Source organism: Oceanicaulis sp. UBA6590 (genome assembly GCF_002433705.1).
Lineage (GTDB): Bacteria > Pseudomonadota > Alphaproteobacteria > Caulobacterales > Maricaulaceae > Oceanicaulis.
Map to the genome: position 1 here is coordinate 11126 of NZ_DJIQ01000022.1, position 24180 is coordinate 35305.

Annotated in this window: 15 protein-coding genes; 10 read left to right on the plus strand and 5 right to left on the minus strand. The window is 64.4% G+C overall.

The features are described from left to right. Positions 1-84 precede the first annotated feature (84 nt). Positions 85-7185, plus strand: a complete 7101-nt coding sequence (locus tag B2Z70_RS03880) for a DUF7933 domain-containing protein (RefSeq protein WP_292981217.1) — start codon at positions 85-87, stop codon at positions 7183-7185. A gap of 67 nt (positions 7186-7252) precedes the next feature. Here B2Z70_RS03880 and B2Z70_RS03885 read toward each other — a convergent pair whose 3' ends face one another. Then, positions 7253-7711, minus strand: coding sequence for an Lrp/AsnC family transcriptional regulator (locus B2Z70_RS03885; protein WP_009802706.1), 459 nt, complete (start codon positions 7709-7711; stop codon positions 7253-7255). Between the two features lie 110 nt (positions 7712-7821). Between B2Z70_RS03885 and B2Z70_RS03890 the strand changes: the two genes are divergently transcribed. Beyond that, positions 7822-9486 (plus strand): aminotransferase class V-fold PLP-dependent enzyme, encoded by a 1665-nt coding sequence (locus B2Z70_RS03890; protein ID WP_292981221.1) that lies wholly within the window; start codon positions 7822-7824, stop codon positions 9484-9486. Here B2Z70_RS03890 and B2Z70_RS03895 read toward each other — a convergent pair whose 3' ends face one another. Beyond that, the gene (locus B2Z70_RS03895; RefSeq protein ID WP_292981224.1) at positions 9487-10161 is read right to left on the minus strand and encodes a Fe2+-dependent dioxygenase; all 675 of its coding nucleotides are present in this window, start codon (positions 10159-10161) and stop codon (positions 9487-9489) included. A 69-nt stretch (positions 10162-10230) separates the two neighbouring features. Here B2Z70_RS03895 and B2Z70_RS03900 point away from each other — a divergent pair, with 69 nt between their 5' ends. The 3 genes from B2Z70_RS03900 to B2Z70_RS03910 all read left to right on the plus strand — a co-directional run bounded on the left by B2Z70_RS03900 (position 10231) and on the right by B2Z70_RS03910 (position 14060). Beyond that, the gene (locus B2Z70_RS03900; protein WP_292981227.1) at positions 10231-11073 is read left to right on the plus strand and encodes a hypothetical protein; all 843 of its coding nucleotides are present in this window, start codon (positions 10231-10233) and stop codon (positions 11071-11073) included. Between the two features lie 139 nt (positions 11074-11212). After that, positions 11213-12133: an alpha/beta fold hydrolase gene (locus tag B2Z70_RS03905; RefSeq protein WP_292981230.1), complete on the plus strand. Its 921-nt coding sequence runs from the start codon at positions 11213-11215 to the stop codon at positions 12131-12133. A 16-nt stretch (positions 12134-12149) separates the two neighbouring features. Continuing rightward, on the plus strand, positions 12150-14060 hold the full coding sequence (locus B2Z70_RS03910; protein ID WP_292981233.1) for an N-acyl-D-amino-acid deacylase family protein: 1911 nt from the start codon (positions 12150-12152) through the stop codon (positions 14058-14060). A 159-nt stretch (positions 14061-14219) separates the two neighbouring features. Here B2Z70_RS03910 and nth read toward each other — a convergent pair whose 3' ends face one another. Together nth and B2Z70_RS03920 are read right to left on the minus strand one after the other, a co-directional pair. Further along, complete coding sequence (gene nth, locus B2Z70_RS03915) at positions 14220-14912, minus strand: endonuclease III (RefSeq protein ID WP_009802712.1); 693 nt, start codon at positions 14910-14912, stop codon at positions 14220-14222. A gap of 38 nt (positions 14913-14950) precedes the next feature. Then, positions 14951-15670 (minus strand): TerC family protein, encoded by a 720-nt coding sequence (locus B2Z70_RS03920; RefSeq protein ID WP_292981238.1) that lies wholly within the window; start codon positions 15668-15670, stop codon positions 14951-14953. A gap of 125 nt (positions 15671-15795) precedes the next feature. Between B2Z70_RS03920 and B2Z70_RS03925 the strand changes: the two genes are divergently transcribed. From B2Z70_RS03925 to B2Z70_RS03945, 5 genes are all read left to right on the plus strand, one after another. Continuing rightward, entirely contained in the window at positions 15796-16233 is a 438-nt protein-coding gene (locus B2Z70_RS03925; RefSeq protein ID WP_009802715.1) for an acyl-CoA thioesterase, read from the plus strand. Between the two features lie 80 nt (positions 16234-16313). Then, the gene (locus B2Z70_RS03930) at positions 16314-17603 is read left to right on the plus strand and encodes an NHL repeat-containing protein (protein WP_292981241.1); all 1290 of its coding nucleotides are present in this window, start codon (positions 16314-16316) and stop codon (positions 17601-17603) included. A 63-nt stretch (positions 17604-17666) separates the two neighbouring features. After that, positions 17667-20135 (plus strand): FtsK/SpoIIIE family DNA translocase, encoded by a 2469-nt coding sequence (locus B2Z70_RS03935; RefSeq protein ID WP_009802717.1) that lies wholly within the window; start codon positions 17667-17669, stop codon positions 20133-20135. 101 nt (positions 20136-20236) lie between these two features. After that, the gene (locus B2Z70_RS03940; protein WP_009802718.1) at positions 20237-21370 is read left to right on the plus strand and encodes a hypothetical protein; all 1134 of its coding nucleotides are present in this window, start codon (positions 20237-20239) and stop codon (positions 21368-21370) included. A gap of 229 nt (positions 21371-21599) precedes the next feature. After that, positions 21600-22772, plus strand: a complete 1173-nt coding sequence (locus B2Z70_RS03945) for a DUF418 domain-containing protein (RefSeq protein WP_009802719.1) — start codon at positions 21600-21602, stop codon at positions 22770-22772. 103 nt (positions 22773-22875) lie between these two features. Here the strand turns inward: B2Z70_RS03945 and B2Z70_RS03950 are convergent, their stop codons facing one another. Further along, positions 22876-24102: an argininosuccinate synthase gene (locus B2Z70_RS03950; RefSeq protein WP_040613557.1), complete on the minus strand. Its 1227-nt coding sequence runs from the start codon at positions 24100-24102 to the stop codon at positions 22876-22878. Between the last annotated feature and the right edge of the window lie 78 nt (positions 24103-24180).

A 24180-nucleotide genomic window follows, 5' to 3' on the forward strand; every position in this document is an offset into this window, starting at 1 on the left:
AGGGGGATTTTCAAGATCGCCAACTGGCTGTAGGCTGCAATCGCCAGCATCAGACAGGGGCGCGCACTCGCGCGCTGGGGGATCATGACCGGATTTTTCACCAAACTTGCGCGCGCCGTCTGTGCGTCCGCACTGCTCGCCGCCGCTTCGTTCACTGCGCAGGCGCAGGATCTGGGCAGCCCTACAACTGTGACATTTGATGCTGCTGCTTTCGCCAATGGCGGGCAGCTGATCGCGAACCCTTATGCAGACTCGAGCTTCACCTTCACCTTCAGCGGCTCTCCGGTAATCGGGGACGGCAATGATGGTGACGGCGGCACCGACGCCATTGCAAGCCTGGGGGCCACCCAGAACGAGACTCTCCGGATCGACTATTCCGGCGATGAGTTCGATTTCAATGCCTTCTATTTCGTGAACACGGTCTCTGCGGTCACGCTTCAGGTGCGCGGCTATGATGTCAGCAATGCCCAGGTCGCCAGTCAGACCTTCAACGCCAGCATCGGCAGCCAGACCCTGACGATGACGGACGCCGGCTTCAATGACGTCAATTACGTGATCATCACCGGCACGTCAGCAAACGGTTTTGATAACGGCTTCTTTGATACCCTTGCTTTTGACGCGCCGTCCGCCGCTGATGCGACTGCGCCGCGGGTCAGTTCCATCGTGCGGCAGACGCCGGCGACAGCCACGACGAGTGCTGACTCCCTTGTCTTCCGCGTCACCTTTGACGAGCCGGTCCAGAATGTGGATACGAGCGACTTCACCGCCAGCGGCACGTCCGGTGCGGCGACCGGAGTCTCCGCACAAAGCACGTCGATCTATGACGTCACGGTGTCAGGCGGCGATCTGGCCAGCTTTACCGGCACGGTCAGCCTCGGCTTTGCAGGCGGTCAGAACATTTCCGATACGCCAGCGGGCAATGCATTGACCAACACCACCCCGACCGGGGCCAATGAGAGTTATACGCTGGACAATACAGCGCCTTCCGCGCCCTCCACGCCGGACCTGACGGCAGGGTCGGATACGGGCTCCAGCAGCACAGACGATATCACCAATGACACGACGCCGACCTTTACAGGGACGGCCGAAGCCAATGCGACCGTGACGGTGATCTCGTCGGTCGGCGGCACGCTGGGGACCACCACGGCGGACGGTTCTGGCAACTGGTCCTACACGGCGGGCTCGGCGCTGGCGTCGGGGGCGCACACGATCACCGCGACGGCGACAGACGCTGTTGGCAATACATCCTCGGCGTCCAGCGCGCTGTCGATCACGATCGACACCACAGCGCCGGATATCACTTCGATCACCCGACTCTCGCCCACCGGGCAGACGATCAGCGCGTCGGCGGCGAATGCGGCTTTCCGGGTGACGTATTCCGAGGCGATCGCCGGTTCCAGCCAGGCGGACTATGCGTTCCAGAATGTGTCGGGGACGGCGGCGGGCTCGGTATCAAGCTATGGAACCAGCAGCCCGACCCTGATCAATGTGCAGCTCGGAACCTTGTCGGGCGATGGGGATTTCTCCATCACCCTGAATGGCGGGCATGGCATCACCGACATTGCCGGCAACGCGCTCTCCAGCACGACGCCGACCGGCGTGCGTGAAGTGTTCACCCGGGACGGCACGGCGCCGTCGACCACCTCGTTCGTGCGCACCACCCCCGCCGGCGCGACCACGTCCTCGGATTCTCTGGTGTTCACCGCCAATTACTCCGAATCCGTGAGCGGCGTGGACACCTCCGATTTTGCGGTCACCGGGACGACGGCGACGGTTCAGAGCGTGTCGGCCGCCAGCGGAACCAGCATCGCCATCACCGTGTCTGGCGGCGATCTCGCCAGCTATAACGGGACTGTGGGGCTCAACTACGCCGCCGCGCCCACCATTACGGATGCGGCCGGCAACGCCCTGCCCAACACCGAGCCCGCCACGGACGAGACCTATACCCTCGATAACACGGCGCCGGCGGGCTATTCGGTGACGCTGGATGACGATCCGGTGAATGCGGGGAACCAGACCGCGACCAGTTTCACCTTTGCCGGGGCTGAAGTCGCTGCCAACTACAACTATACGATTTCTTCGTCTGGCGGCGGCGCGAACGTGACCGGGTCGGGGACGATCTCCACGGCGACGGATCAGATTTCGGGCATTGATGTCAGTGGCCTGGGTGACGGCACGCTGACGCTGTCCGTCACGCTGACTGATGGCGCGGGCAATGCGGGTTCGGCGGCGACGGACACCGCGACCAAGGAGGCCCAGCCGCCGCAGGTGAACTCCATCGTGGTGGCGGGCTCGCCCGCCGGCAATGCGACCAGCGTGGACTTCACGGTGACCTTCTCGGAGGCCGCCCAGAACATTTCGACCGATGACTTCTCGCTGACCACGACCGGCACCGCGGCCGGGACGATCGCGTCCGTCTCTTCGGCGACCGGAACCACGGTCACCGTGACCGTGAACACCATCAGCGGCGACGGCACGATCCGGCTTGATCTTGATGCGGCCACCAATATCCAGGATGCAGTGGGCAATAGCGGCCCGAACGCCTACACGTCCGGCGCTACGCATACCGTCGACAATACGGCGCCCGCCGCCTTCAACGTGGCGTTCCAGGCCGGTCTGATCACGCAGGCCAACGAAACCTCGAACGATATCCGGTTCACGACTGCCGAGACCGGGACGACCTACGCCTATTCGATCAGCTCTTCGGGCGGGGGCACGCCGGTGACCGGCACGGGAACCATCACCACGGCGACGCAGGACGTGACCGTCAACGTGTCGAGCCTGCCGGACGGCACGCTGACCCTGACTGCGACCCTGACGGACGGCGCCGGCAACGTCACCAATCAGAGCTCGGCGGATACGGTCTCCAAGGCCACGGCCGTGCCCGGCTTTTCCATGGCGTTCGCCCCGGCTTCCGTGCTGACCGGCGGAACCTCGACGGCGACCTTCACCATCGACAACTCCGCGATCGGCGTGGCCGCCACCTCGCTTGATTTCAGCAACAACCTGCCGGCCGGCGTGACCGTGGCGACCACGCCAAACGCCAGCACCACCTGTACGGGGGGCACGCTGACGGCGACCAATGGCGCGAACTCGCTGGCCTATACAGGCGGCACCGTTTCGGCCGGCGCGAGCTGTACGGTGTCGGTGGATGTCACCGCCAGCACGACCGGCGCCAAGGCGAACACGACGGGTAATCTGACCTCCAATCTGGGCAATTCAGGCACGGCGTCCGCCACCCTGACCGTGACCCAGCCCTCGCTGAGCGTGGATGACCCCAGCGTTCTGGAAGGCGATGCCGGCACGGCGACCCTGACCTTTACCGTGACGATGGCGCCGGCCTCGTCCCAGACCATCACGGTGGATTACGCCACATCGGACGGGACGGCGACGGCGGGAAGCGATTACACCGCGGCCACGGGCACGCTGACCTTCAACCCGTCCGTCACCACCCAGACCGTGTCCGTGACCGTCACCAGCGATGCGACGATCGAGCCTGACGAAACGGTGATCCTGACGCTCTCCAACCCGTCGAACGCGACGATCGGGGACGCCACCGGGACCGGCACCATCACCACCGATGATGTGGCGCCGACGGATTTCACCGCGCCGACCCTGGATCTGGTCAGCCGGGCGTCACCCACCGATGAACGCACCAATGTGAACGCCCTGACCTGGGTGCTGGAGTTCAGCGAAGCGGTCCGGCGTGTGGATGTAACCGATTTCGCGGTGACCGGCTCGACGGCTTCCGTAAGCGCCATCTCCGGTTCGGGGAGGGTCTATCAGGTCACGGTGAGCGGCGGCGACCTGGCCGGATATGACGGCGTGGTGGGGCTTGAGCTGCCCAACCCGACCATTGTCGACCTGGCCGGCAATGATCTTGACGGCGGCGCGCCGTCGAGCGCCGAGACCTATCTTCTGGACAATACCGGCCCGGTTGCGACCCTCAGTTCGGATCTGACCGGCGACGCCAGTGAGCCCTTCACGGTGACGGTCGCGTTTGATGAACCCGCGACGGGTCTTCAGCTGTCCGACTTCGTGCTGACCAACGCCAGCGTGAACGCCTTGCGGACTGTGTCCGAAACGGAGTTCACCGTCGAGATCACCCCGGGCGGCCGTGGCGAGCTGACCGTGTCACTGGCGGCTGGGGCAGTGACGGATGCGCTGGGCAATGAGAGCCTCGCATCGGACACCCTGACCTTCGAGACCGACACATCGGGTCCCGGCCTGTCCGGAATCCAGAGCGGCGTGGGCTCGGTGACGGCGCTGGATATTGTCTACTGGAACGTCACCTTCTCTGAAGAGGTGACCGGGGTGACGCGAGATGTCTTCTCGCTCTCCGGGGGCACGAATGCGAACCTGTCTGTTTCAGGCTCGGGCGCGTCCTATCAGGTCACGGCGTCCGGAGGATCGCTGGCGGATTTTGACGGCGTCATCGCCCTGTCGATTTCTGACCCGGATGCGATCCTGGACCTTTCCGGCAATGCCTATGAAGGCGGCGCGCCCAGCGGCCCGGATCAATCCCAGATCCGGATCGACAACACTGCTCCGGTCGCGACCCTGAGTTCGGAAAAGGCGTCTGTGGGCGCAGCCGTGACTGTCACGGTCCGCTTCAGCGAGGATGTGAGGCGGTTCGGCCGCACGGGCGTCACGCTCACCAATGCGAGCCTTGAAGAGCTGACCGAAGTCAGCCCCTCCGAATACACGCTGGTTCTGGCGGCCCAGAGCAACAGCCCGGTCTCGGTCCAGGTGAAGGCGGGCAGCGTGATCGACGCGGCCGGCAATGCCAATCCCGCAAGTTCGACCCTGACCCTTGCCGCAGATGGCGAGGCGCCCGTGCTGCGCAATGTCGTGGCGGGTACGGATCTGCGCACGGCCGACGACACGCTGAGCTGGACTGTCGAGTTTGATGAGGATGTGACGGGCGTTGACGCCTCGGGCTTCACTCTGGCCGGCGCGAGCGGCGTGAGCCTCTCCGTTTCAGGCTCAGGCCGGACCTATACGGTGACAGCGAGCGGCGGAAACTTGGCCGATCTCGACGGCGAGGTCCAGCTGCAGCTCGTGACGCCGTCCTCGATAGTGGATGTCTGGGGAAATGCGTTCGCGGGCGAAGGTCCGACGAACACCGATGAATCGCGCATCGAGCTCGACAATTCCGGTCCGGCAGCCACCCTGACCGCATTGAGCGACGAGGTTGTCGGCCCCTTCACGCTGACGATCGCCTTTGATGAGGACGTGACCGATCTGGCGCTGTCTGATCTTGCCGTGACCAATGGCGAGGCCAGCAATCTGAGCCGCATCGACACCCGGAGCTTCAGGGTTGCGATCCAGCCCCAGACCTTTGGCGTCATCACCATGACGGTTGCGGCGGGCGCGGTTGAGGACCTGCTGGGCAATCCCAGCGATGCGGGCGAACTGAGCGTCGAGGCGGTCAGCCAGCAAGACGAGATCGATGTCGAGGTCAATATCGATGTCACCTCGCCTGTGGGCGCCCAGGTGCAGAGTTCGGTCAGCAATCCCGGCGTTACCGACGTGCGCTTCAGCGCCAGTGCAGACGTAGGCTGGCTCACCGTCACTCCGGCCCAGGGCGTCATTCCGGCCGGCGCATCCGTTGAGTTCACGGTCACCGTGAACGATCAGGCGGCGGCTCTGGAAGCGGGCGATTATACGGGCACGGTGACCGTGGTCCGTGAAGGCGTCTCCGGTGGCGCGAGCGCGGGACGCGCGGGCGTTCAGGCGGTTCAGGAAACCGTGCTGGCGCGCATTCCCGTGAACCTGATGCTGGTCAGCCAGAAAGGCTCGCTGCAGATTGTCTCGACCACGCCGTCAGGCGTCTCCGGCGATGCGGACTTCACCTATGCCTCCAGCCTGTCCCAGTTTGACGGACTGACCCTGACGACCGTGAACGGCTATGCGCAATCGACTTCAGTCGAGCTCAACAGCGCACAGGTCAGCCTTCAGCAGACGTCGCCGGCCGGATGGCGCGTCGAGTCCATCAGCTGCGCGGGTGATCTCGATGGAGGCTCGCAGGTGGATCTCGCGACGGGCACGATCCAGATCGACCTGGATCCGGAAGAGAACCTGGTCTGCACTTTCGAGAATGTGAGAGATGAAGCAGCGGTGCAGCTGGCCACCCAGCGGGCGATCCGCAACTTCATGCTGCGCCGGGCGGATCGTCTGATTGACGCCGCGCCGGACCTGTCCACGCGTTTGAGCGCGCGGGAGTCCATGGGCGCAGGGCAGTATGCGGCCAATGTCGATCAGGGGCGCTACACCATGTCCCTGACCGCCTCTCTGGCCGGGGCTCGTAACCAGGCCAAGGCGCGTCACTCCGATGCGCCGGGCATGCCGTCCTCCATGCGTGACGATGTGGGCCGCCTGGACGTGTGGCTGTCGGCTGAACTGTCAGGCGTTTCAGACAACCGGGCCGGTGAACGCGCGGAAAGCGATTTCGGTGTGGCGCAACTGGGCCTCGACTGGGCCGTGTCGGACGCACTGTTGGTCGGCGCCATGGTCCAGATGGACTGGATGGACGAGACCGCTCAGGAGGTCTTTGAAGAGGCGGGTGCGATCACGGGCGCCCGTGTTGACGGCGAAGGCTGGATGGCTGGCCCGTACGTGGTCTGGCGCGTGGCGGACAGCGTCATCCTTGACGGTCTCGCCCTCTATGGAACGAGCTCCAACACCGTCAATCCGCTCGGCCTTTACGAGGATGAGTTCGAGACGGATCGCTGGATGCTCCAGGCCAACCTGACCGGTGAGTATGGGCGCGGCGCATTCCTGGTGCGTCCGCAAGCCACGCTGACCCATTTCGAGGAAACCCAGGACGGCTATACAGACAGCCTGGGCTTTGTCATTCCGAGCCAGAGCATCGCGCTGGGCCGCCTTGCGGCAGGTCCGGAACTGGTCTGGCGTCAGGAACGCGCGTCGGGCGCGCGTTGGGAGCTGCGTTCCAAGCTTCGGGCCGTTTGGGATTATCAGCCGGCCGAGCTTCTGAGCGAGACCGGGGCGTTCATGAACAGCGAGTCCGATCTGCGCGCCGATGGTGAGATTGGCGTCGCCGCCACGCTGAGCAATGGCGCGGTGTTCGAGCTGTCGGTCGGCGTGTCCGGCATCGGGCAGGAGGATTTCGAGGCGAACTCGGCCCGCTTCCAGCTGCGCTATCCGCTGAGTCTGGGGCAATAGCCGCCTTGCGGCGAACAGCAAGAGGGCGGGCCCTGGGGCCCGCCCTCTTTCGTGGCGCATTCTCGCTTCAGAGCGGCAGCTCGGTCGTGTTCTTGAGCGCTTCCATGGCGAAGGAGGCCGACACGTCAGACAGCGGCGCGATGGAGATCAGGCGCTTGTAGACCGCGTCATAGTCGGAAATCTCGGGCAGCATGATCTTCAGAAGATAATCCACATCCCCGCCCATGCGATAGAACTCCACCACTTCGGGCATGCGTCGGACGCCTTTTGAAAACGCGTCCAGCCAGTCTGCATCGTGGCGACTGGTCTTGATGAATATGAACAGGGTGGTCTTCAGCCCCAGGGCGTCGGGATCCAGCAAGGTGACCTGTTTGTGGATCACCCCCTCTTCGGTCAGGCGCCGGATCCGGCGGGCGGTGGGAGTGGCGCTCAACCCGATGGCGTCCGCATAGTCCTGGACTGTCCGGTTCGCGTCTTCCTGCATCAGGCGCAGGAGTTTCTTGTCGTAGTCGTCAAGCGTCGCCATTTTGGCCCCTTTGAGTGTTTTTCTCCAGGATTCCGCCATTATAGGGGCGAAATTGGCGATTATCACTATGGAAATTGGCGTTTGATGGGGGCAGTAGAAAGGCCCCTGGAATGACGAGTTCGACCCGCCCAGATCTGATTGCTGAGACGCGCGCCGCCCTGATTGGCGGGGATGGCGTTCTGCGCACGCCGTTTGGTCTCAAGCCTCTGGTATACGCTGATTATGCAGCCTCCGGGCGCGGAGATCGCCGGATCGAGGCCGAGCTCGAGCGCTTCCAGGCCATGTACGCCAATCCGCATACGGATGACAGCGCCACTGGACGAGAGTCGACGGGCTGGCTGAATCGGGCGGAAGCCCTGATCAAGGAGGCCCTGAATGCGGGTGAGGACGCTATCGTGCTCGCGTGCGGTTCAGGCGCAACGGGGGCGGTGGCGCATCTGCAGCAGATCCTGGGCGTGTTCGAGGCGCCGGCCACACGCGCCGCCAATCATGAGCGGATTGTCGAGATTCTGGGCGAGGCCGAGGCGGCGCGCGTGGAGCAGGAGATGCGCGCCCGCGCGCCGGTGGTGTTCGTCGGCCCGTATGAGCATCATTCCAACGAACTGACCTGGCGTGAGAGCCGCGCCGAGATTGTCCGTATCGGCCTTGATGAAGCGGGCGGGATTGATTTCGGCCAGCTCGAGCGCGCGCTCCGCGATCCGGCATATGCGGGTCGGCGCAAGATCGGCGCATTCTCCGCCGCGTCCAACGTCACCGGGGTGCGGACGGATGTGCCGCGGCTGGCCCGGCTGCTGCATGGGCACGGAGCAATCCTGTGCCTCGATTGCGCCGCCAGCGCACCCTATCTGCCTATCGACATGAACCCGGCGGACGGCGCCGATGCAGCGCCGGATGCGGTCTATTTCTCGCCCCATAAATTCATTGGCGGGCCTGGGGGGTGCGGAATCCTGGCGTTCAGGAGCGCGCTCTACCGCACCGACCTGCCGCCGACCCTGCCGGGCGGCGGTACGGTGACCTATGTGACGCCTGACCATCATGACTTCATCAGTGACATCACAGCGCGCGAACGCGCCGGCACGCCCGGCGTGATGCAGATGATGCGCGCGGCGCTGTCGCTGAAGGCTCTGGCGGATCTGGGGTATGACGAGATCGAGGCGCGCGAGCAGCGCGCACTCCAGCGCGCCTTCGCCGCCTGGAAAGACTGTGACGGCATAGAGATCCTGGGGCCGCAGGCGCCGGAGAGCCGCATCGGCATCGTCTCTTTCAATATCGCCGCAGGAGAGCGCGGAACCCTGCATCCGCGCTTTGTGGCGACTTTGCTCAATGACCTGTTCGGCGTTCAGGCGCGCGCCGGGTGTTCCTGCGCCGGGCCCTATGCGCACCATCTGCTCAATCTGGACGAGGCGACGACGGGCGCGCATCGCGAGGCGGTGCTGTCAGGCTATGCCGGACTGCGTCCGGGCTGGTGCCGGCTCAGCCTGCACTGGGTGATGGATGAGGCCGAGATCGACTACCTGATCGAAGCGGTGCGCTTTGTCGCCGAGCATGGCGCAAAGTTCCTGCCGCTCTATGCCTTTAACGCCTCGACCGGGGCCTGGCGCATCCGCGAGCAGACCGAGGCCATGGGGCTGGCCGCCCGATCCGGCGGCCGCGCCATGCTGGCGCGGGCGCTGGAAGAGGCGCGCCTGCTCGCCCAGACCCTGGATCCCGAGCCCTGCTGCGGCTGTCTGCCGGACAAGGTCGAACCCCTGCGTCGCTTCCTGGTGCCGGCCTGATCACCGCGCCAGACGACGGGTGAGGTTGGCGTAGAGCTTGGACACGGTCAGCATTTCAGGCGAATGCGGTCCGTATTGCGCGCTCAGGCTGGCGTGAAGATTCTCGAGATCAAAGAGCAGTTCGCGATCCCCGGCGTCCGGGATTTCGCTTTCCACCCAGCCCACGCAGACCCGGCGAACGCCCTTCGTCACTGGCGTGACGGCGTGCAGATAGGTGGACGGGTAGACGAAAATGTCGCCCGCCTGACCTTTCACCGCCTGCGTGGCTCCGGCCTGGTCGATGACCAGCTCGCCGCCCTCATAGCTCTCCGGATCGGACAGGAACAGGGTGAAGGAGACATCGGTCCGCATGCGGTCCTCACCACGGCCCATAAAGGGATTGTCGACATGCGCGCCGTATTCGCCGCCATCCGAGGTCTCGCTCACCAGCAATCGTGAGAACCGCCGGGGCCGGGCCGCGGCGGTGAAGACCGGATGGGTCTGCAGCGTCGTCTCCAGCAGGGTGCGCAATTTCTTGCCGGCGACGGAGCTGAGATCAGCTTGCCGATTGCGTTTGACCTCGCGCGCGACAGGACCGGCGGTCCGGGCGCCATCCTGCCAGCGGAGCTGTTCGAGCAAGGCCTGGGCTTCGGTCAGGCTTTCTGCACTCAGAATGCTACCGATTGTCAGATGCATGTTGACTTCCTGCGAGTGATTTGCAGTTTCTACTGTATCCTTCCAATATCTGGGTGAACAGGGGTTCGCATGAAACAGCAGTTCAAACGCGTCACGGCCATGGGGCTGGGCCTCGTGCTCACCGGGGGGCTCGTCTCCGCCTGCAATCCGGCCTCCGACAGCGAGACCGCAGCATCGGCCCAGCACGCTGCGGCGGACAGTCACGCCGCGCCCGAGACCGATCAGGCGGCGCCGCCGCCCGGCGTGACCGGCGAAGGCGAGGGCGGCATCGTCGTCGAGGATGCGTCTGAAGATCCGGTGGTCTATGGCTCGGCGCTGGCCGTGGCCGAGGCTCATGTGATCGCGGCGCGCGACGCCCACGCTGTCGGCGAGATTGATGCGGCGGGCGAGATGTTCGCCCACCCGGCCAGCGAAGTCCTGTTTGACATGGAAGACACCTTCCGCGAGCTGGGCGTGGAGCCGTTCGAGGATCTGTTCCTGGATGCCTCCGCGGCGGTCTTCAATGACGCCAGCCATGAAGAGATCGTGGAGCGAACGGACGCCATCATCGCCAGGCTGCGCGAAGCCATGACCTCAGCGCCCGACAATGGCGCGTCCGAGGCTCGCATCGCCGCCGGCATCGCCGCGGACCAGATCGACCGCGCCGTGGACATGTACCGGATCGCCCAGGACAATCCGGCTTACGGCCCGTATCTTGATGGCTATGGCTTCTATCATGCCGGCAAGACCGCCTTTGACGAGCATGAGGCGATGATCGAGAGCGAGCTGCCCGAGGCTGCAGCCCGCATCCGCGAGGCGCTGGCGCTGCTGGCGGACGCCTATCCGAGCGCCGAGCCGCAAGACAGCTATCCCGTGAACCGGGCCGAACTGAACACGGCCTCGACCCAGGCGACGCTGGCGGTTCTGCGCTAGACGTCGCACGCGCGTGCTCAACCCCCGGTGCGGCGATCCCGCACCGGGGGTTTTGTTTTGCGTTGAACCTGCATCCTCTCCGCTCCATGCTGGCCGGACAGACCGCCATCAAAGAGCGGCATTCTACGGGGAGACGCAGATGGATGCGCAGGCGAGTCTCGAGGCCTGGCGCGCCGCAGGCGCGTATTTCAACTATCGCGGATACGAGATCTTCTATCGCACCGGTGGAGACTGGGACGATGCGGACAAGCCGGTTCTTGTCCTGATTCATGGCTTCCCGACCGCCAGTTGGGACTGGGTGCGGCTCTGGGACCAGCTGTGTGCAGACTATCGGGTCGCCGCGCTCGACATGATCGGCTTCGGCTATTCGGACAAACCGGCGGACCATGCTTACTCCATCATGGACCAGGCGGATCTGCATGACGCCTTCTTCGCGCAATTGGGCATCAAGCGCTGCCACCTCTTCGTGCATGACTATGGCGATACGGTCGGTCAGGAATTGCTGGCCCGATATCTCGAGCAGGGCGAAGGCGCGGCGGTCGAGCTTTTATCGATCTGCTTTCTCAATGGCGGGCTGTTTCCCGAACAGCATCGCGCCACCCTGACCCAGAGGCTTTTGCATTCTCCCCTCGGTCCGGTCCTGTCGCGCCTGATGAGCCGCGCCCGGTTCGCGAAGGGGCTGGGCGAGGTGTTCGGACCGGACACCCAGCCCTCAGAGGCGGAAATGGACGCGTTCTGGGCGCTGGCGATGGAGAAGGGCGGCATGCCGCGCATCGGGCGCAAATTGCTGGGCTATATCGATGACCGGCGACAGCATCGCGATCGCTGGGTGGGCGCGCTGGTGAACTCGACGGTGCCCATGCGGGTGATTGACGGCGCGCTGGATCCGGTCTCCGGGGCCCATATGGTGGCGCGGTATCGCGAGCTTGTTCCGAACCCGGACACTCTGCTTCTTCCGCATGTCGGGCACTATCCGCATTGGGAGGACCCCAAGGCCGTGCTTGACGGATTTGTGAATTTCCAGTCCGCTACTCTCAAGGCTCGACAACAGAGCCCATAATCGGGAGGAGCACCTGATGACCCGGACATGGGACACGGTGATTGCGGGCGGGCTGGTGTTTGACGGAACCGGCGCGCCGCCTGTGGTGGAAGACATCGCGATCAAGGATGGGCGGATCGCGGCGCGCGGCGCCGATCTGGACCCGGAGCAGGCGGTCAGGGTCATCGAGGCGCAGGGCGCCTGGGTGATGCCGGGGCTCCTGGATATTCACACCCATCTCGATCTCGAAGTGGAGTTCGACCCCGCCCTCAGGGAAGTGGTCCGCCACGGCACGACAACGGTGCTGATGTCGAACTGCTCCCTCGGGCTGGCCTATGGCAATCAGCGCCGCAATGGCGAGGATCCGCTGGTCGATTGCTTCGCCCGGGTCGAGAACATGCCCAAGCCTGTTCTGCGCAAGGTGGCCGAGAAGGCGAGCTGGACCAGTTCGGCGGGGTATTTCTCTCATCTCGATGACCTGCCGCTTGGGGCGAACGTCATCCCGCTCATCCCCCATTCCATGCTGCGCGCCCAGGTGATGGGGCTGAACGGCTCGGTCAGCCGCACGGCCGGCGAAGCCGATCTGCGCGAGATGGAGACCCTGCTCGAACAGGCCATGACGGAGGGGTATGCGGGTTTTTCAACAGATTCCCTGCCCTTCCATTTCCTGTCCGAGGATCCCAACCGGCGGGTGAAGATTCCCTCCCAGTTCGGCCAGTACAATGAACTCAAGCGCCTGACGGCGATCCTGCGCAAGCATGACCGGATCTGGCAGGCGACCCCGCCCAAGGACAAGCCGCTGGCGGTGTTCCGGAACTTCCTTCTGACATCGGGGCGCCTGCATGGACGGCCGTTGAAGGTCACCGCTGTGGCGGCGCTCGATGTGGCGGCGAACAAGTCGCTCAAGCGTCTCGCCATGATCCTGAGCCATCTCTTCAACTCTCCCATCCTGAAGGGGCATTTCCGGTTTCAGGCGCTGGCCGCCCCCTTCAAGGTGTTCTGGGACGGACCGATCAACCCGCTGGCCGAAGAGATTCCGGCCCTGCGCGAACTCAATGAGCTGGATCTGGAGGATGTGGAGGGGCGCAAGGCGCTGCTGGCCGATCCGGGATTCCGGGACCGCTTTTCACGAATGTGGATGACCGGCAAGTCCGGGTTCGGGCTTGCGCGCCTGAAGCGCATGATGCGCATGGAGACGCTCGCCTTTGATCGTGATTTCGAGCAGATGATCTTTCATGCCGGCGGGCCGGATATCTGGACCGGTGAGAGCTTCCAGCAGGTGTTTGATCGCTACCGCGCCTGGCGGTCGGACCCTGCTTTCGCGCGCACCTCACGCGAGCAGGGCGTGTTCGAGCGACTGCCCGAGAGCGCCGAGACCGAGCCCGGCTTCATGCTCGCGCTGTTCTCCGAATTCGACCTCGGTCTGCGCTGGTGGACAGTGTCCGCCAATCGCGACCCGGAAGTAATCCGTGAGCTGATCAATCACCCGCTGACCCTGCCCGGTTTCAATGATTCCGGCGCCCATATCACCAACATGGCCTTCTATGACGGCAATCTGCGCGCTCTGAAACTGGCGCAGGAAGAGGGGCTGGAGCGCGTGACGAGCCAGATCCGTCGCCTGACCCGCGAGCCGGCGGATTTTCTGGGCGTTAAGGCGGGCCGGATCGAGATCGGCGATTGCGCCGATATCACGGTGATCGATCCTGACGCGCTTGAGGCCTATGATTCAGAAGCCAACAGCACCTTCATCTGGCGCGAGGATTACGGCCATGAGCAGATGGTCAACCGGTCTGACGGCGTGGTGAAAACCGTACTGGTGGCGGGCGAGCCGGTTTATGAGGCGGGGGAATTCACGCCTGCCGCTGGCCGCACTCCGCTGGGCCGCGCCCTGCGCCATGAAAGCTGGAGCGGCGGCCGCGCCAAACCCGAAGTCCTGGCGGCGGAGTAATAAACTCCAACGGCTTCAGGATGGAACGCCCACGCGCCCTCAGGGCTCGCAAGGGCGAATGCCCGCCCGCAGCGAAGCGAGGATCGACCGAGCGGAGGCGAGGGAGAACCAGAAAAGCCGAACCGCAGGTTCGCAAGCGCGCCCGCAGCGTCGCAAGGATCAAGGCGCCGGCGTCTTGTCCTTGAACTTGCAGATATCGGCGATGGCGCAGCGCCAGCATTCGGGCTTGCGCGCCTTGCACACATAGCGGCCGTGCAGGATCAGCCAGTGATGGGCGCCCTTGAGGTATTGCGGCGGCGTGATCTGTTCGAGCCGCGCTTCCACCTCGTCGGGCGTCTTGCCGGGCGCGAGCTTCGTGCGGTTGCCGACGCGGAAGATATGGGTGTCCACCGCGATGGTGTGCTGACCGAAGGCCTCGTTCAGAACGACGTTCGCGGTCTTGCGACCGACTCCGGGCAGGCGGACCAGCTCGTCGCGGGTCTGGGGCACCTCGCCGTCAAACTCATCGAGGATCATCTGCGAGAGGGCGATGACATTCTTGGCCTTGTTGCGAAAGAGGCCAATGGTCTTGATGTGCTCGCGCACTCCGTCCTCGCCCAGGGCCAGCATCTTTTCGGGCGTGTCGGCGACCTTGAAGAGCTTGTCCGTGGCCTTGTTCACCCCGACATCGGTGGCTTGCGCGGACAACGCGACCGCCACCACCAGCGTGTAGGGGTTGGAGTAATTGAGTTCGGTCTGGGGCTCGGGGCGGTCCTCGGCGAGGCGCGCATAGAGCTCCTCGGCCTGCTCGCGGTTGAGCCCCGGCGTGCGGCGCTTGGACTTGGGCTTTTTCGGCTTGGGCGTCTGGGTCATGGGCTGGCGATAGCCTCCAACCCGTCTCCGCGCAAGCCTCAGGCCCTGGGCTTGCGATTGCGCCGGGCGAGGATGTTGAGCACTTCCACCAGCAGCGAGAAGGCGATGGCGAAGTAGATGTATCCGCGCGGAATATGGAAGCCGAGCCCGTCCGCCAGAAGCGCCACGCCAATCAGGAGCAGGAAGGACAATGCAAGCATTTTCGTGGTCGGGTGTCGCGCGATGAAGGCCGCGACGCTGTCGGCGGCGAGGATCATCACCCCGATGGCGACCACCACGGCGGCGATCATGATCGGCAACTGGTCGGTCAGGCCCACCGCGGTGATGACGCTGTCGAGCGAGAAGACGATGTCGATGAGGGCGATCTGCACGATCACCATGGGAAGAAGGCCCGAACCTGCGCTCTCATGGTCCTCGTCCTCGCCCTCCACATCATGGTGGATCTCGATGGTGGATTTGGCGAGCAGGAAGCCGCCGCCCGCCAGCATCAGGATGTCCCGCCAGCTGTAGCCATGTTCAAACAGCTCAAACACCGGCTCGGACAGCTGTGCGATCCAGACCAGCCCCGCCAGCATGGCGATGCGGAAGCCGAGCGCCAGCAATAGGCCGAGCCGCCGCGCCAGGGACCGTTGCCCATGCGGCAGGCGCTCGGCCATGACGGCCACAAAGATGATGTTGTCCACGCCCAGCACGATCTCGAGAAAGGCGAGGGTGGCGAAGGAGGCCCAGACGGCCGGGTCGGTGAGGAACTCGATCATGGGCGCACTCTACTCTGAGGACCGCGACCGTTTGAAGACGGCGCGCAATCTGAAGCGTGCGGCTTTTCAAGCCGGCTTCCGAACGGCATAACGCGGTGCAGCAAACGCAGTTCCCGGAAGATCCCATGAAGCCCGAAGCCTATCGCCTGCAGCTTGAGACCTATCCTCTGGTCAACACAATCCCGAGCCGGTTCCAGGATCTCGATCCGCTGGGGCATATCAACAATGTCGCGATTGGCGCCTTCTATGAGGAAGGCCGGGGCAATCTCAATCGCAAGGCGTTTTCGCTGGAAATGCGCAAGACGCACGGCATGCGCATGGTGATCGCGGACGTGCATATCGCCTATCTCGATGAGGCGTTCTACCCCTCCGATCTCGTCGTGGGCTCCGGCATTCTGCGCATTGGCGGGTCGAGCTACACCATTGCTCAGGCCCTGTTTCAGGATGGGCGCTGCATCGGCGCCAGCGAGGCCGTGCTGGTGAACACGGATGGCAAGAAGCCCGCGCCAATCCCCCGGCAAGGTCGCGATGCGCTGGAATCGCTGATGATCAAGACCGCCTAGGCCCGTTTGTCGCGGCTTTTGCACCCTCCTGCCGTTTTGCAGACTTGCTTGCGCCATTTCCTCACGGTCAAACTGCCCTCATGAATGCACTGACCCTTTCGATCAGCGCGGCCGCCCTGCTTCTGGGCGCCGCGTTTCCCGCCTCGGCCCAGAGCCCGTCCCTGCTTGATGCCTCTCGCGCCCTGCGCGAGGAGATGCGCGCGGCCGCACAGATCGAGGACTTTGAAACCGCGCGTCGTCTGAACACTGCGGCGTTGTCGATCCAGCCGGGCCACTCCGCCCTGCTCAATAACGCTGTCCTGCTGGCGGGTTTCGCGGGGGATGTGGACGGGCAGTTCGCGGCTCTTGAAGCGATGGCCGCAGCGGGGCTGAGCTATGATCTCGAGGCCTCCGTGCGCAATCTGGTCGAGCTTGAGACGGCGGATGCAGAGCGCATCGCCGCCTTGCGCACGGCGTTTGCGGAGAATGCGACGCCTGTCGGGTCAGCCCGGCTTGTGGCGTCTCCGCCCCTGGGCGACGCCCTGATCGAGGCTCTGGCTGTCGATAACGAGACCGAGCGGGTGTATCTGGGCGGCGTCGCGGAACGCCGGATTTACCGGGTTGAACCTTTTGCGCCGTCCGAGTTCGAAGTATTCGCGGGTGAGGACGATCCCATTGGTTCGATCTTCGGCCTGGCCGCGGATCGGGTGAATGGTCGGCTCTATGCGGTGGAGGGCGTGGTTCCCCAGACCCCGCTCGGCGAGGGTGAAACCTCCGGAACGGCGCTGCTGGCTCTGGATCTTGAAACCGGCGAGCTGATCGAGCGCTATACGATCGACGGCGCCGTGCGCATGGGAGATCTGACCGTGCGCGATGGCGTGGTCTTCGTCTCAGATGCCGACGGCGGCCGCATCTACCGACTGAATGGTCCGCGCGCCGAGCTGGAGCTTTACGCTGAAGATACGCGGTTCGCGTCGCTCCAGGGTCTGGCGCAAGCGCGCGGCGCGCTCTGGGTGGTCGACTATGCGCTGGGTCTGTGGCGGATCGATCCGGTGACCCGGCACGCGCATCTGCAACCCAGCCCCGAAAGCGCCAGCCTGATCGGCCTGGATGGCCTGGTGGCGGACCGGCTCGGGCGTTTGTTCGTGATCCGCAATGGCGCGGCCCCTGTTGGCGTGTTCGAGCTGGTGTTTGACGCGCAAAGCCGACTTGTCGGGATGGAGCCGGTGCTGACCGGCGATCCACGGATCGGCGAGCCGACCACGGCGCGCGTCTCGGATGGCCGATTGTTCGTGAATGCGGATGCGCCCTGGGACCAGTTTCCTGAAGATGGCGCTGCGCCGGAAGGGCCACGCCGGACGCCGCAAATTCTCGCCGTTCCGATCCCGTAAAGACTGTGGTCGGTTAACGGCGATTAACCCGTCAGGAAGACTCTCTGAGGCAGTCTGGGAGCCATGACCATGGCCGCCGACCCTTCTGCTGATTCTGACGCGCCGGTGCGACGCAAGCCCGGCCTGATCGCCCGTGTGCGCACGGCGCTGATCGGGGCTTTGATGAGTGCTCTTGGCGTCTTCCTGATCCTGTCGACGCTGTCCCATAACCCGCTGGACCCCAGCCTGAATGTCGCCACCGGCCGCGCGCCGAGCAACTGGCTGGGCGCGCCGGGCGCGATCGCGTCCGACCTTCTGTTGCTGTTGATGGGGTGGGCTGGCGCTGCGGCTGCGCTGGCGATCCTCGCCTGGGGGCTGATCCTGCTGGCGCGGGGGCCGCGCGGTCGGTCCAAGACGGTCTCCACCTTCCGTTTTCTGGCGGGGCTGATCGGCATCTGTGGGTTCGCCATGGCGGTATCGGCGCTGCCTCTGCCTGTGAACTGGCCCTTTGGAGCCGGGCTGGGCGGGCTTGTGGGCGATGCGCTGCTGGGCGGCGTGCAGGGGCTGGCTGATGAGGTCAGCGCGCCGGGCGGTCGGGTGATCGCAGGCGCGTTGGGCCTGGTGCTGGCGGTGTTCGGCGTGTTCTTCTGCTTTGGCCTGACCGTGCGTGACCTGACCGCGGCGCGCGATGCGGCCGAGCTGGTCTGGGCGACTGTGCGTGTCTGGATCGATCAGGCGATCGGGGCCATTCCGCGCGCCTGGGGGCGCGGCGAGATTGAAATCGAGACACCGCCAGAGCCTGATGGCCGCGCGGAAACCGCGCCAGCATTTCTCAAACGCAGCCGCGCCCCTGATGGTGCGGCCCGCAAGGCGCCGCGCATCAATCGCGACCCGGTCGAGGTCGAGGCTGATGAGGATGACGACGACATGCCCGACACCGGCGCGCCGGCGCGTCCGAACCCGGTGAAAGTCGCGCGCAAGAAAAGCGTCAAGGAATCCGACCGCGAAGCGCGCGAGATGCAGGGGGCGCTGCCCTTCAGCGACAATAGCTCCGGTTTCGAACTGCCGCGCCTTGACCTTCTTGCGCCCGCCCCGCCGCGCGCGGACACCGTGGACGCCGAGGCGCTGGCCCAGAACGCCGAGTTGCTGACCGGCGTGCTGGCGGACTTCGGCGTCAAGGGCGAAGTGGTCCAGGTACGCCCCGGTCCGGTCGTAACGCTCTACGAGCTGGAGCCCGCGCCGGGCGTGAAGACCAGCCGGGTGATCAATCTGGCGGATGACATCGCCCGCTCCATGGCGGCCGTGGCCTGCCGGGTGTCGGTGGTGCCGGGGCGGAACGCCATCGGCATCGAGCTTCCCAATCAGCATCGTGAAACCGTCTTCCTGCGCGCGCTGCTCGCCTCGCGTCATTTCGAGACGGCGAAAGCCGAGCTGCCCATGGCGCTGGGCGAGACCATTGGCGGCGAACCCTTCACCGCCGATCTCGCCAAAATGCCTCATCTCCTGATCGCGGGGACCACCGGTTCGGGCAAGTCGGTGGGCGTGAACGCCATGATCCTGTCGCTCTTGTACCGGCTGCCGCCGGAAGAGTGCCGACTGATCATGATCGACCCGAAAATGCTGGAATTGTCGGTCTATGATGGCATCCCGCACCTTCTCAGCCCGGTGGTGATCGACCCCAAGAAAGCCGTCGCGGCGCTGAAATGGACCGTGCGCGAAATGGAGTCGCGCTATCTGAAGATGTCCAAGGTCGGCGTCCGCAACATGAAGGGCTTCAACGAGAAGGCCCGCGAGGCGCGAGAGGCGGGCGAGGTGCTGTCGCGCACCGTGCAGACCGGCTTTGATCGCGAGAGCGGCGAACCGGTGTACGAGACCGAGACGATCGAGCCCGATCCCATGCCCTATATCGTCGTGGTGATCGACGAGATGGCCGACCTGATGATGGTCGCCGGCAAGGAGATCGAGGGCGCGATCCAGCGACTGGCGCAGATGGCGCGGGCGGCGGGCATCCATCTGATCATGGCGACCCAGCGGCCGTCCGTGGACGTGATCACCGGCACCATCAAGGCGAACTTCCCGACCCGCATCAGCTATCAGGTCACCTCCAAGATCGACTCGCGCACCATTCTGGGCGAGCAGGGCGCCGAGCAGCTTCTGGGCATGGGCGATCTTCTCTACATGGCCGGCGGCGGCCGCATCCGGCGCCTGCATGGCCCGTTTGTCTCCGACCGCGAGGTCGAGGATGTGGCCAATTTCCTCAAATCCCAGGGCGCGCCGGAATATCTCGACGCCGTCACCGAGGATCTGGATGAAGAGGGCGGCGAGGGCGGTCTGGATCTTGTGGGCGGCGGCTCCGGCGATGACCTGTTTGACCAGGCGGTCGCCGTGGTGGCGCGGGATCGCAAGGCCTCCACGAGCTATATCCAGCGTCGTCTGCAGATCGGCTATAACCGCGCCGCGACCCTGATCGAGCGGATGGAGGATGAGGGCATGATCGGTCCCGCCGACCATGCCGGCAAGCGCGAGATCTTCCTGCCTGAACACGGCGACTAGGCCGGTTATTTCACCGTTAACTCTGTTGGCCGCTTTCGCTGGCGCAGCACGGGTCTTTCCCGCAGTCTGGACCGTCGAGTGGGGTAGGAGCGGGCTTATCCATGTTCAGTCGCCGTCCATATGATCTCAAAAATCTCATGCGCGGCGGCGCCTCGCCGCGGGTGCTTGATCTGTACGGCCTGCACAAGCGCTTCCCCGATCTCGCCCAGACGCCGAATCCGCTCTTCCGCCATCGCGGGCTGAACCGCTGTTTCCTGATCAAGCACAATCTGCGCCGCAATGAGCGCTCCCTGGTGCGGTCGGGCCGCAATATCGTCACCAAGCTGGTGCTGCCGATCGATCCGCGCGATCCGGGCGCGGGCGCGTTCTGGACCTTCATCGAGGCGCCCAATCTGGAAGCCTGGCTTGAAGAGGCGCTGGGCCGGGACCGCAATCTCTATGAGGAAGAATTCTCAGAGGATGTGCGCACGCTGTCGCGGCTGAAATCGGCCCCGGCGTTCGACCCGTTCCTTCTGGAGGCGCTGTTTCCCGAGCGCGAACTTGACCCGCGCTATTTCACCATGGCCAAGGCTGACGAGGCCGAGTTCAAGATGTTCGCCGCCCGCCATATGGCTGATATTTCCGCCAAGGCGCTGGGTGAAACCAGCACCCGCAAGCGACCCGAGCGCTTGGCTGCCGTCCTGTTCAACGCCAAGAGCCACGCCCAGCGTGAAGACCTGCGCAACGCCCTGCGCATGGACCCCGAGGATTTCACCGTCGGCGTCTTCGGCTGGAAGGGGCTCCTCTATTACTTCTGGCGCATGAACGTCATTACCGAGGGATTGGCGGGCTTCCTGCGCGATCTGGCGCGGCTCGAGAAGGAGGACGCCTCCGCGCCCTTCCGTCCGCTGGCGGCGCCCATCAGCCGTATCCGCCGATCGGTGCGCCTGCGCTGGGAAGACCTCAAGGCGGGCCGCGAGAACTATTATCGCGTCGTTTCGGCCTTCCTGGATGATGGCGACCCGATCGCCATGCGCATGCTGTTGCTGAAGGCGCCGAACCTGTTCAGCCGGATCGGCGATGATGTGGGCTCGCTGACCCATCTCACCACCTACTGGAATTACTGGCGGCGCCAGCGCGGCGAGGGGATCATTCGCCACGAAATGGCGACCACGCTCCTGCCTGATCTGGCAGGCGACATCGCCCGCGATCTCGACGACGACATGCCCCTCTATCTCAAGCGCGGCGTGGCCTAGCCCGGTTTTCCTGTCCATCTCAAAATGTCATCCCCCGCTTCATGCCGGGGCTACATGCCCGTTGCCGTGATCACAGGTCACGACATGGGTTCGCCGGATGAACCGGCGAACGCCAGGGTTTCAGGACCGCTTTTTACCTTGAGAGCTGAGACCCGGGCCTTGCGTCGTGCTTGGCCCGCCGCTTGCACAAACCCTTCCGAAACGTGAACGCGTTTATGGAGGTGTGCCAATGCGAGATCGGATCCGGGTTCTGGACGCTTTGCGCGGTTTTGCCGTGCTGGGGCTTCTTATTGCTCACTTCCCCTCGACTGGCGGGACGAACTTTGCGTTCTCCGACCCGCGTCTTCTGGGCGAAGGCCCGATGGCGATGGGCTTGTGGGCGACGCAGGCGGTGTTCATCGATGCGGTGATGCGCGGCGTGTTCGCCAGCCTGTTCGGCGCCTCCATGGCGATCCTGCTCTTTGGCTCAGGCGATCCGCTGACCCGCAGGGCGGGCTTTGTGATCCGCTGTATCGGCCTGTTCGTGCTGGGCGTTGTGCATATGAGCCTGCTGGCCTGGTCGTCTGACATTCTGGCGATCTACGCCGTCGCGGGGATGGGCGTGCTGATCCTGTCCTGGCTGCCGCCGCGCTATCTCTTCGCTTGCGCCGCTGTGGGCTGGGCCGTGGTGGTCTTCTATGCGGGCTATCGCGAGATCGGGACCGAAACCCCCAGCTATGCCGAGATGATGGCGGTGCAGACCTTCCACGCCGAGGGGTATTGGCCGCACGTTCAGGCCTCTGTTCAGACCTGGATCGCGATGATGACCAACGCCTCCGTCCTGGGACGGATCGCGGAAGCGGGCGGCTATATGCTGCTGGGTCTGGGGCTGATGCGCTCGGGCGCGTTGAACCTGTCAGGCGAAACCCTGCGTCGCGTGGTGCTGGTGTCAGGTCTTGTGGGGATTCCGCTGGCGCTCGGCACGGCGATCCATGGCGCGCTGGCGGGCTTTGTCTTTGATGTCAGCCTGCACCCGGTCATGCGCTTTTCCAAACCCTTCATCGTGATCTTCCTGCTGTCCGGTTTCGTGCTCGCCATGCGTGCGCCGATGTTTGCGCAGGTCAGCAAGGTGATCTTCGAGCCGGTCGGGAAGATGGCGCTGACCGGCTATATGGGCAGCTCGTTGATGATGCTTTGGCTGTTCACCGGCTTTGGCCTCAATCTCTACGGCCAGTTCGATCGGGTCGCCCTGTGGGGGCTGATGATCCCGGCCGGCGGTTTTGTGATCCTCGTCTGCAATCTCTGGCTTTCCCGCTTCAGGCAGGGGCCGATGGAGAAATTGCTGCGCGTGTTCATCGATAGCGGGACGGCATTGATCATGCCGGTTATCAAGCCCCGCTCACGGACCCTGCCGGCGGAGTAGATGCCTGGCGGGGCGTTGAGGGGCGCCCCCGCCGCATCGTTTCAATCTCTGTTGGCGCGTGCGTCCCCGGCTACTGGGTGCCGGGGACGCATCGATTCCAGACCTAGTCGTTTTCGCCAAGGCGATGCTTGCGCTGGGCGATCAGCTTGAGGCGCAGGGCGTTCAGGCGAATGAAGCCTTCGGCGTCCTTCTGGTCGTACACATCATCCTCTTCAAAGGTGACGTGCTCGAGCGAGTAGAGCGAGTGCGGGGAAGACCGGCCCACCACCAGCACATTGCCCTTGTAGAGCTTGAGGCGAACCTCGCCGGTCACATGGCGCTGGGAATGGTCGATGGCGGCCTGGAGCATTTCGCGCTCGGGGCTGAACCAGAAGCCGTTGTAGACGAGCTTGGCGTATTTGGGCATCAGCTCGTCCTTGAGGTGCATGGCGCCGCCATCGAGGGTCAGCTGTTCGATGCCGCGATGGGCCGCCATCAGGATCGTGCCGCCGGGCGTCTCATAGATGCCGCGCGATTTCATGCCGACAAAGCGGTTCTCGACCAGATCCAGACGGCCAATGCCATGCTTGGCGCCCAGTTCGTTGAGTTTGGTCAGGATCGTCGCCGGGCTCATCGCCTCGCCATTGATGCTGACCGCATCGCCGCGCTCAAAGCCGATGGTGACGTATTCGGGCTGGTCGGGCGCATCCTCGGGGTGCTGGGTGCGTAGGCAGACCTCGTTGAAGGCCTCTTCGGCCGGATCTTCCAGCATCTTGCCCTCTGAGGAGGTGTGCCACAGGTTCGCATCCACCGAGAACGGCGCTTCACCGCGCTTGTCGGACGGCACTTCAATGCCGTTCTCTTCGGCATAGGCAATGAGTTTGGTGCGGGAATTGAGATCCCATTCGCGCCAGGGCGCGATCACTTTCAGGCTGGGATCCAGAGCCGCCACGCCCAGCTCGAAACGCACCTGGTCATTGCCCTTGCCGGTGGCGCCGTGGGCGACGGCGTCCGCGCCGGTTTCATGGGCGATCTCGACAAGGCGCTTGGAGATCAGCGGCCGGGCGATGGAGGTGCCCAGCAGGTACTGGCCTTCATACACGGCGTTGGCCCGCACCATCGGGTAGACGTAATCGCGCACGAATTCCTCGCGCAGGTCATCGATATAGATGTCCTTGATGCCCGCCTTTTCCGCCTTTCGTCGCGCCGGCTCCAGCTCTTCGCCCTGACCGAGGTCAGCGGTGAAGGTCACCACTTCGGCCTGATAGGCGTCCTGCAGCCATTTGAGAATGACCGAGGTGTCCAGCCCGCCCGAATAGGCGAGCACGATTTTCTTGATGTTCTGGCTCATGGCGCGTCCCGGCATGAAAGGTTTCAAACGGCCGGCAACTTAGACCCTGCCGCACTGCAGCGAAAGCGTCAGGTGCTT

What these genes read in the sequence shown, in the direction of transcription:
- B2Z70_RS03880 (WP_292981217.1), top strand. Translation starts at nt 85, where the DNA reads ATGACCGGATTTTTCACCAAACTTGCGCGCGCCGTCTGTGCGTCCGCA.
- B2Z70_RS03885 (WP_009802706.1), bottom strand. Translation starts at nt 7,711, where the DNA reads ATGGCGACGCTTGACGACTACGACAAGAAACTCCTGCGCCTGATGCAG.
- B2Z70_RS03890 (WP_292981221.1), top strand. Translation starts at nt 7,822, where the DNA reads ATGACGAGTTCGACCCGCCCAGATCTGATTGCTGAGACGCGCGCCGCC.
- B2Z70_RS03895 (WP_292981224.1), bottom strand. Translation starts at nt 10,161, where the DNA reads ATGCATCTGACAATCGGTAGCATTCTGAGTGCAGAAAGCCTGACCGAA.
- B2Z70_RS03900 (WP_292981227.1), top strand. Translation starts at nt 10,231, where the DNA reads ATGAAACAGCAGTTCAAACGCGTCACGGCCATGGGGCTGGGCCTCGTG.
- B2Z70_RS03905 (WP_292981230.1), top strand. Translation starts at nt 11,213, where the DNA reads ATGGATGCGCAGGCGAGTCTCGAGGCCTGGCGCGCCGCAGGCGCGTAT.
- B2Z70_RS03910 (WP_292981233.1), top strand. Translation starts at nt 12,150, where the DNA reads ATGACCCGGACATGGGACACGGTGATTGCGGGCGGGCTGGTGTTTGAC.
- nth (WP_009802712.1), bottom strand. Translation starts at nt 14,912, where the DNA reads ATGACCCAGACGCCCAAGCCGAAAAAGCCCAAGTCCAAGCGCCGCACG.
- B2Z70_RS03920 (WP_292981238.1), bottom strand. Translation starts at nt 15,670, where the DNA reads ATGATCGAGTTCCTCACCGACCCGGCCGTCTGGGCCTCCTTCGCCACC.
- B2Z70_RS03925 (WP_009802715.1), top strand. Translation starts at nt 15,796, where the DNA reads ATGAAGCCCGAAGCCTATCGCCTGCAGCTTGAGACCTATCCTCTGGTC.
- B2Z70_RS03930 (WP_292981241.1), top strand. Translation starts at nt 16,314, where the DNA reads ATGAATGCACTGACCCTTTCGATCAGCGCGGCCGCCCTGCTTCTGGGC.
- B2Z70_RS03935 (WP_009802717.1), top strand. Translation starts at nt 17,667, where the DNA reads ATGACCATGGCCGCCGACCCTTCTGCTGATTCTGACGCGCCGGTGCGA.
- B2Z70_RS03940 (WP_009802718.1), top strand. Translation starts at nt 20,237, where the DNA reads ATGTTCAGTCGCCGTCCATATGATCTCAAAAATCTCATGCGCGGCGGC.
- B2Z70_RS03945 (WP_009802719.1), top strand. Translation starts at nt 21,600, where the DNA reads ATGCGAGATCGGATCCGGGTTCTGGACGCTTTGCGCGGTTTTGCCGTG.
- B2Z70_RS03950 (WP_040613557.1), bottom strand. Translation starts at nt 24,102, where the DNA reads ATGAGCCAGAACATCAAGAAAATCGTGCTCGCCTATTCGGGCGGGCTG.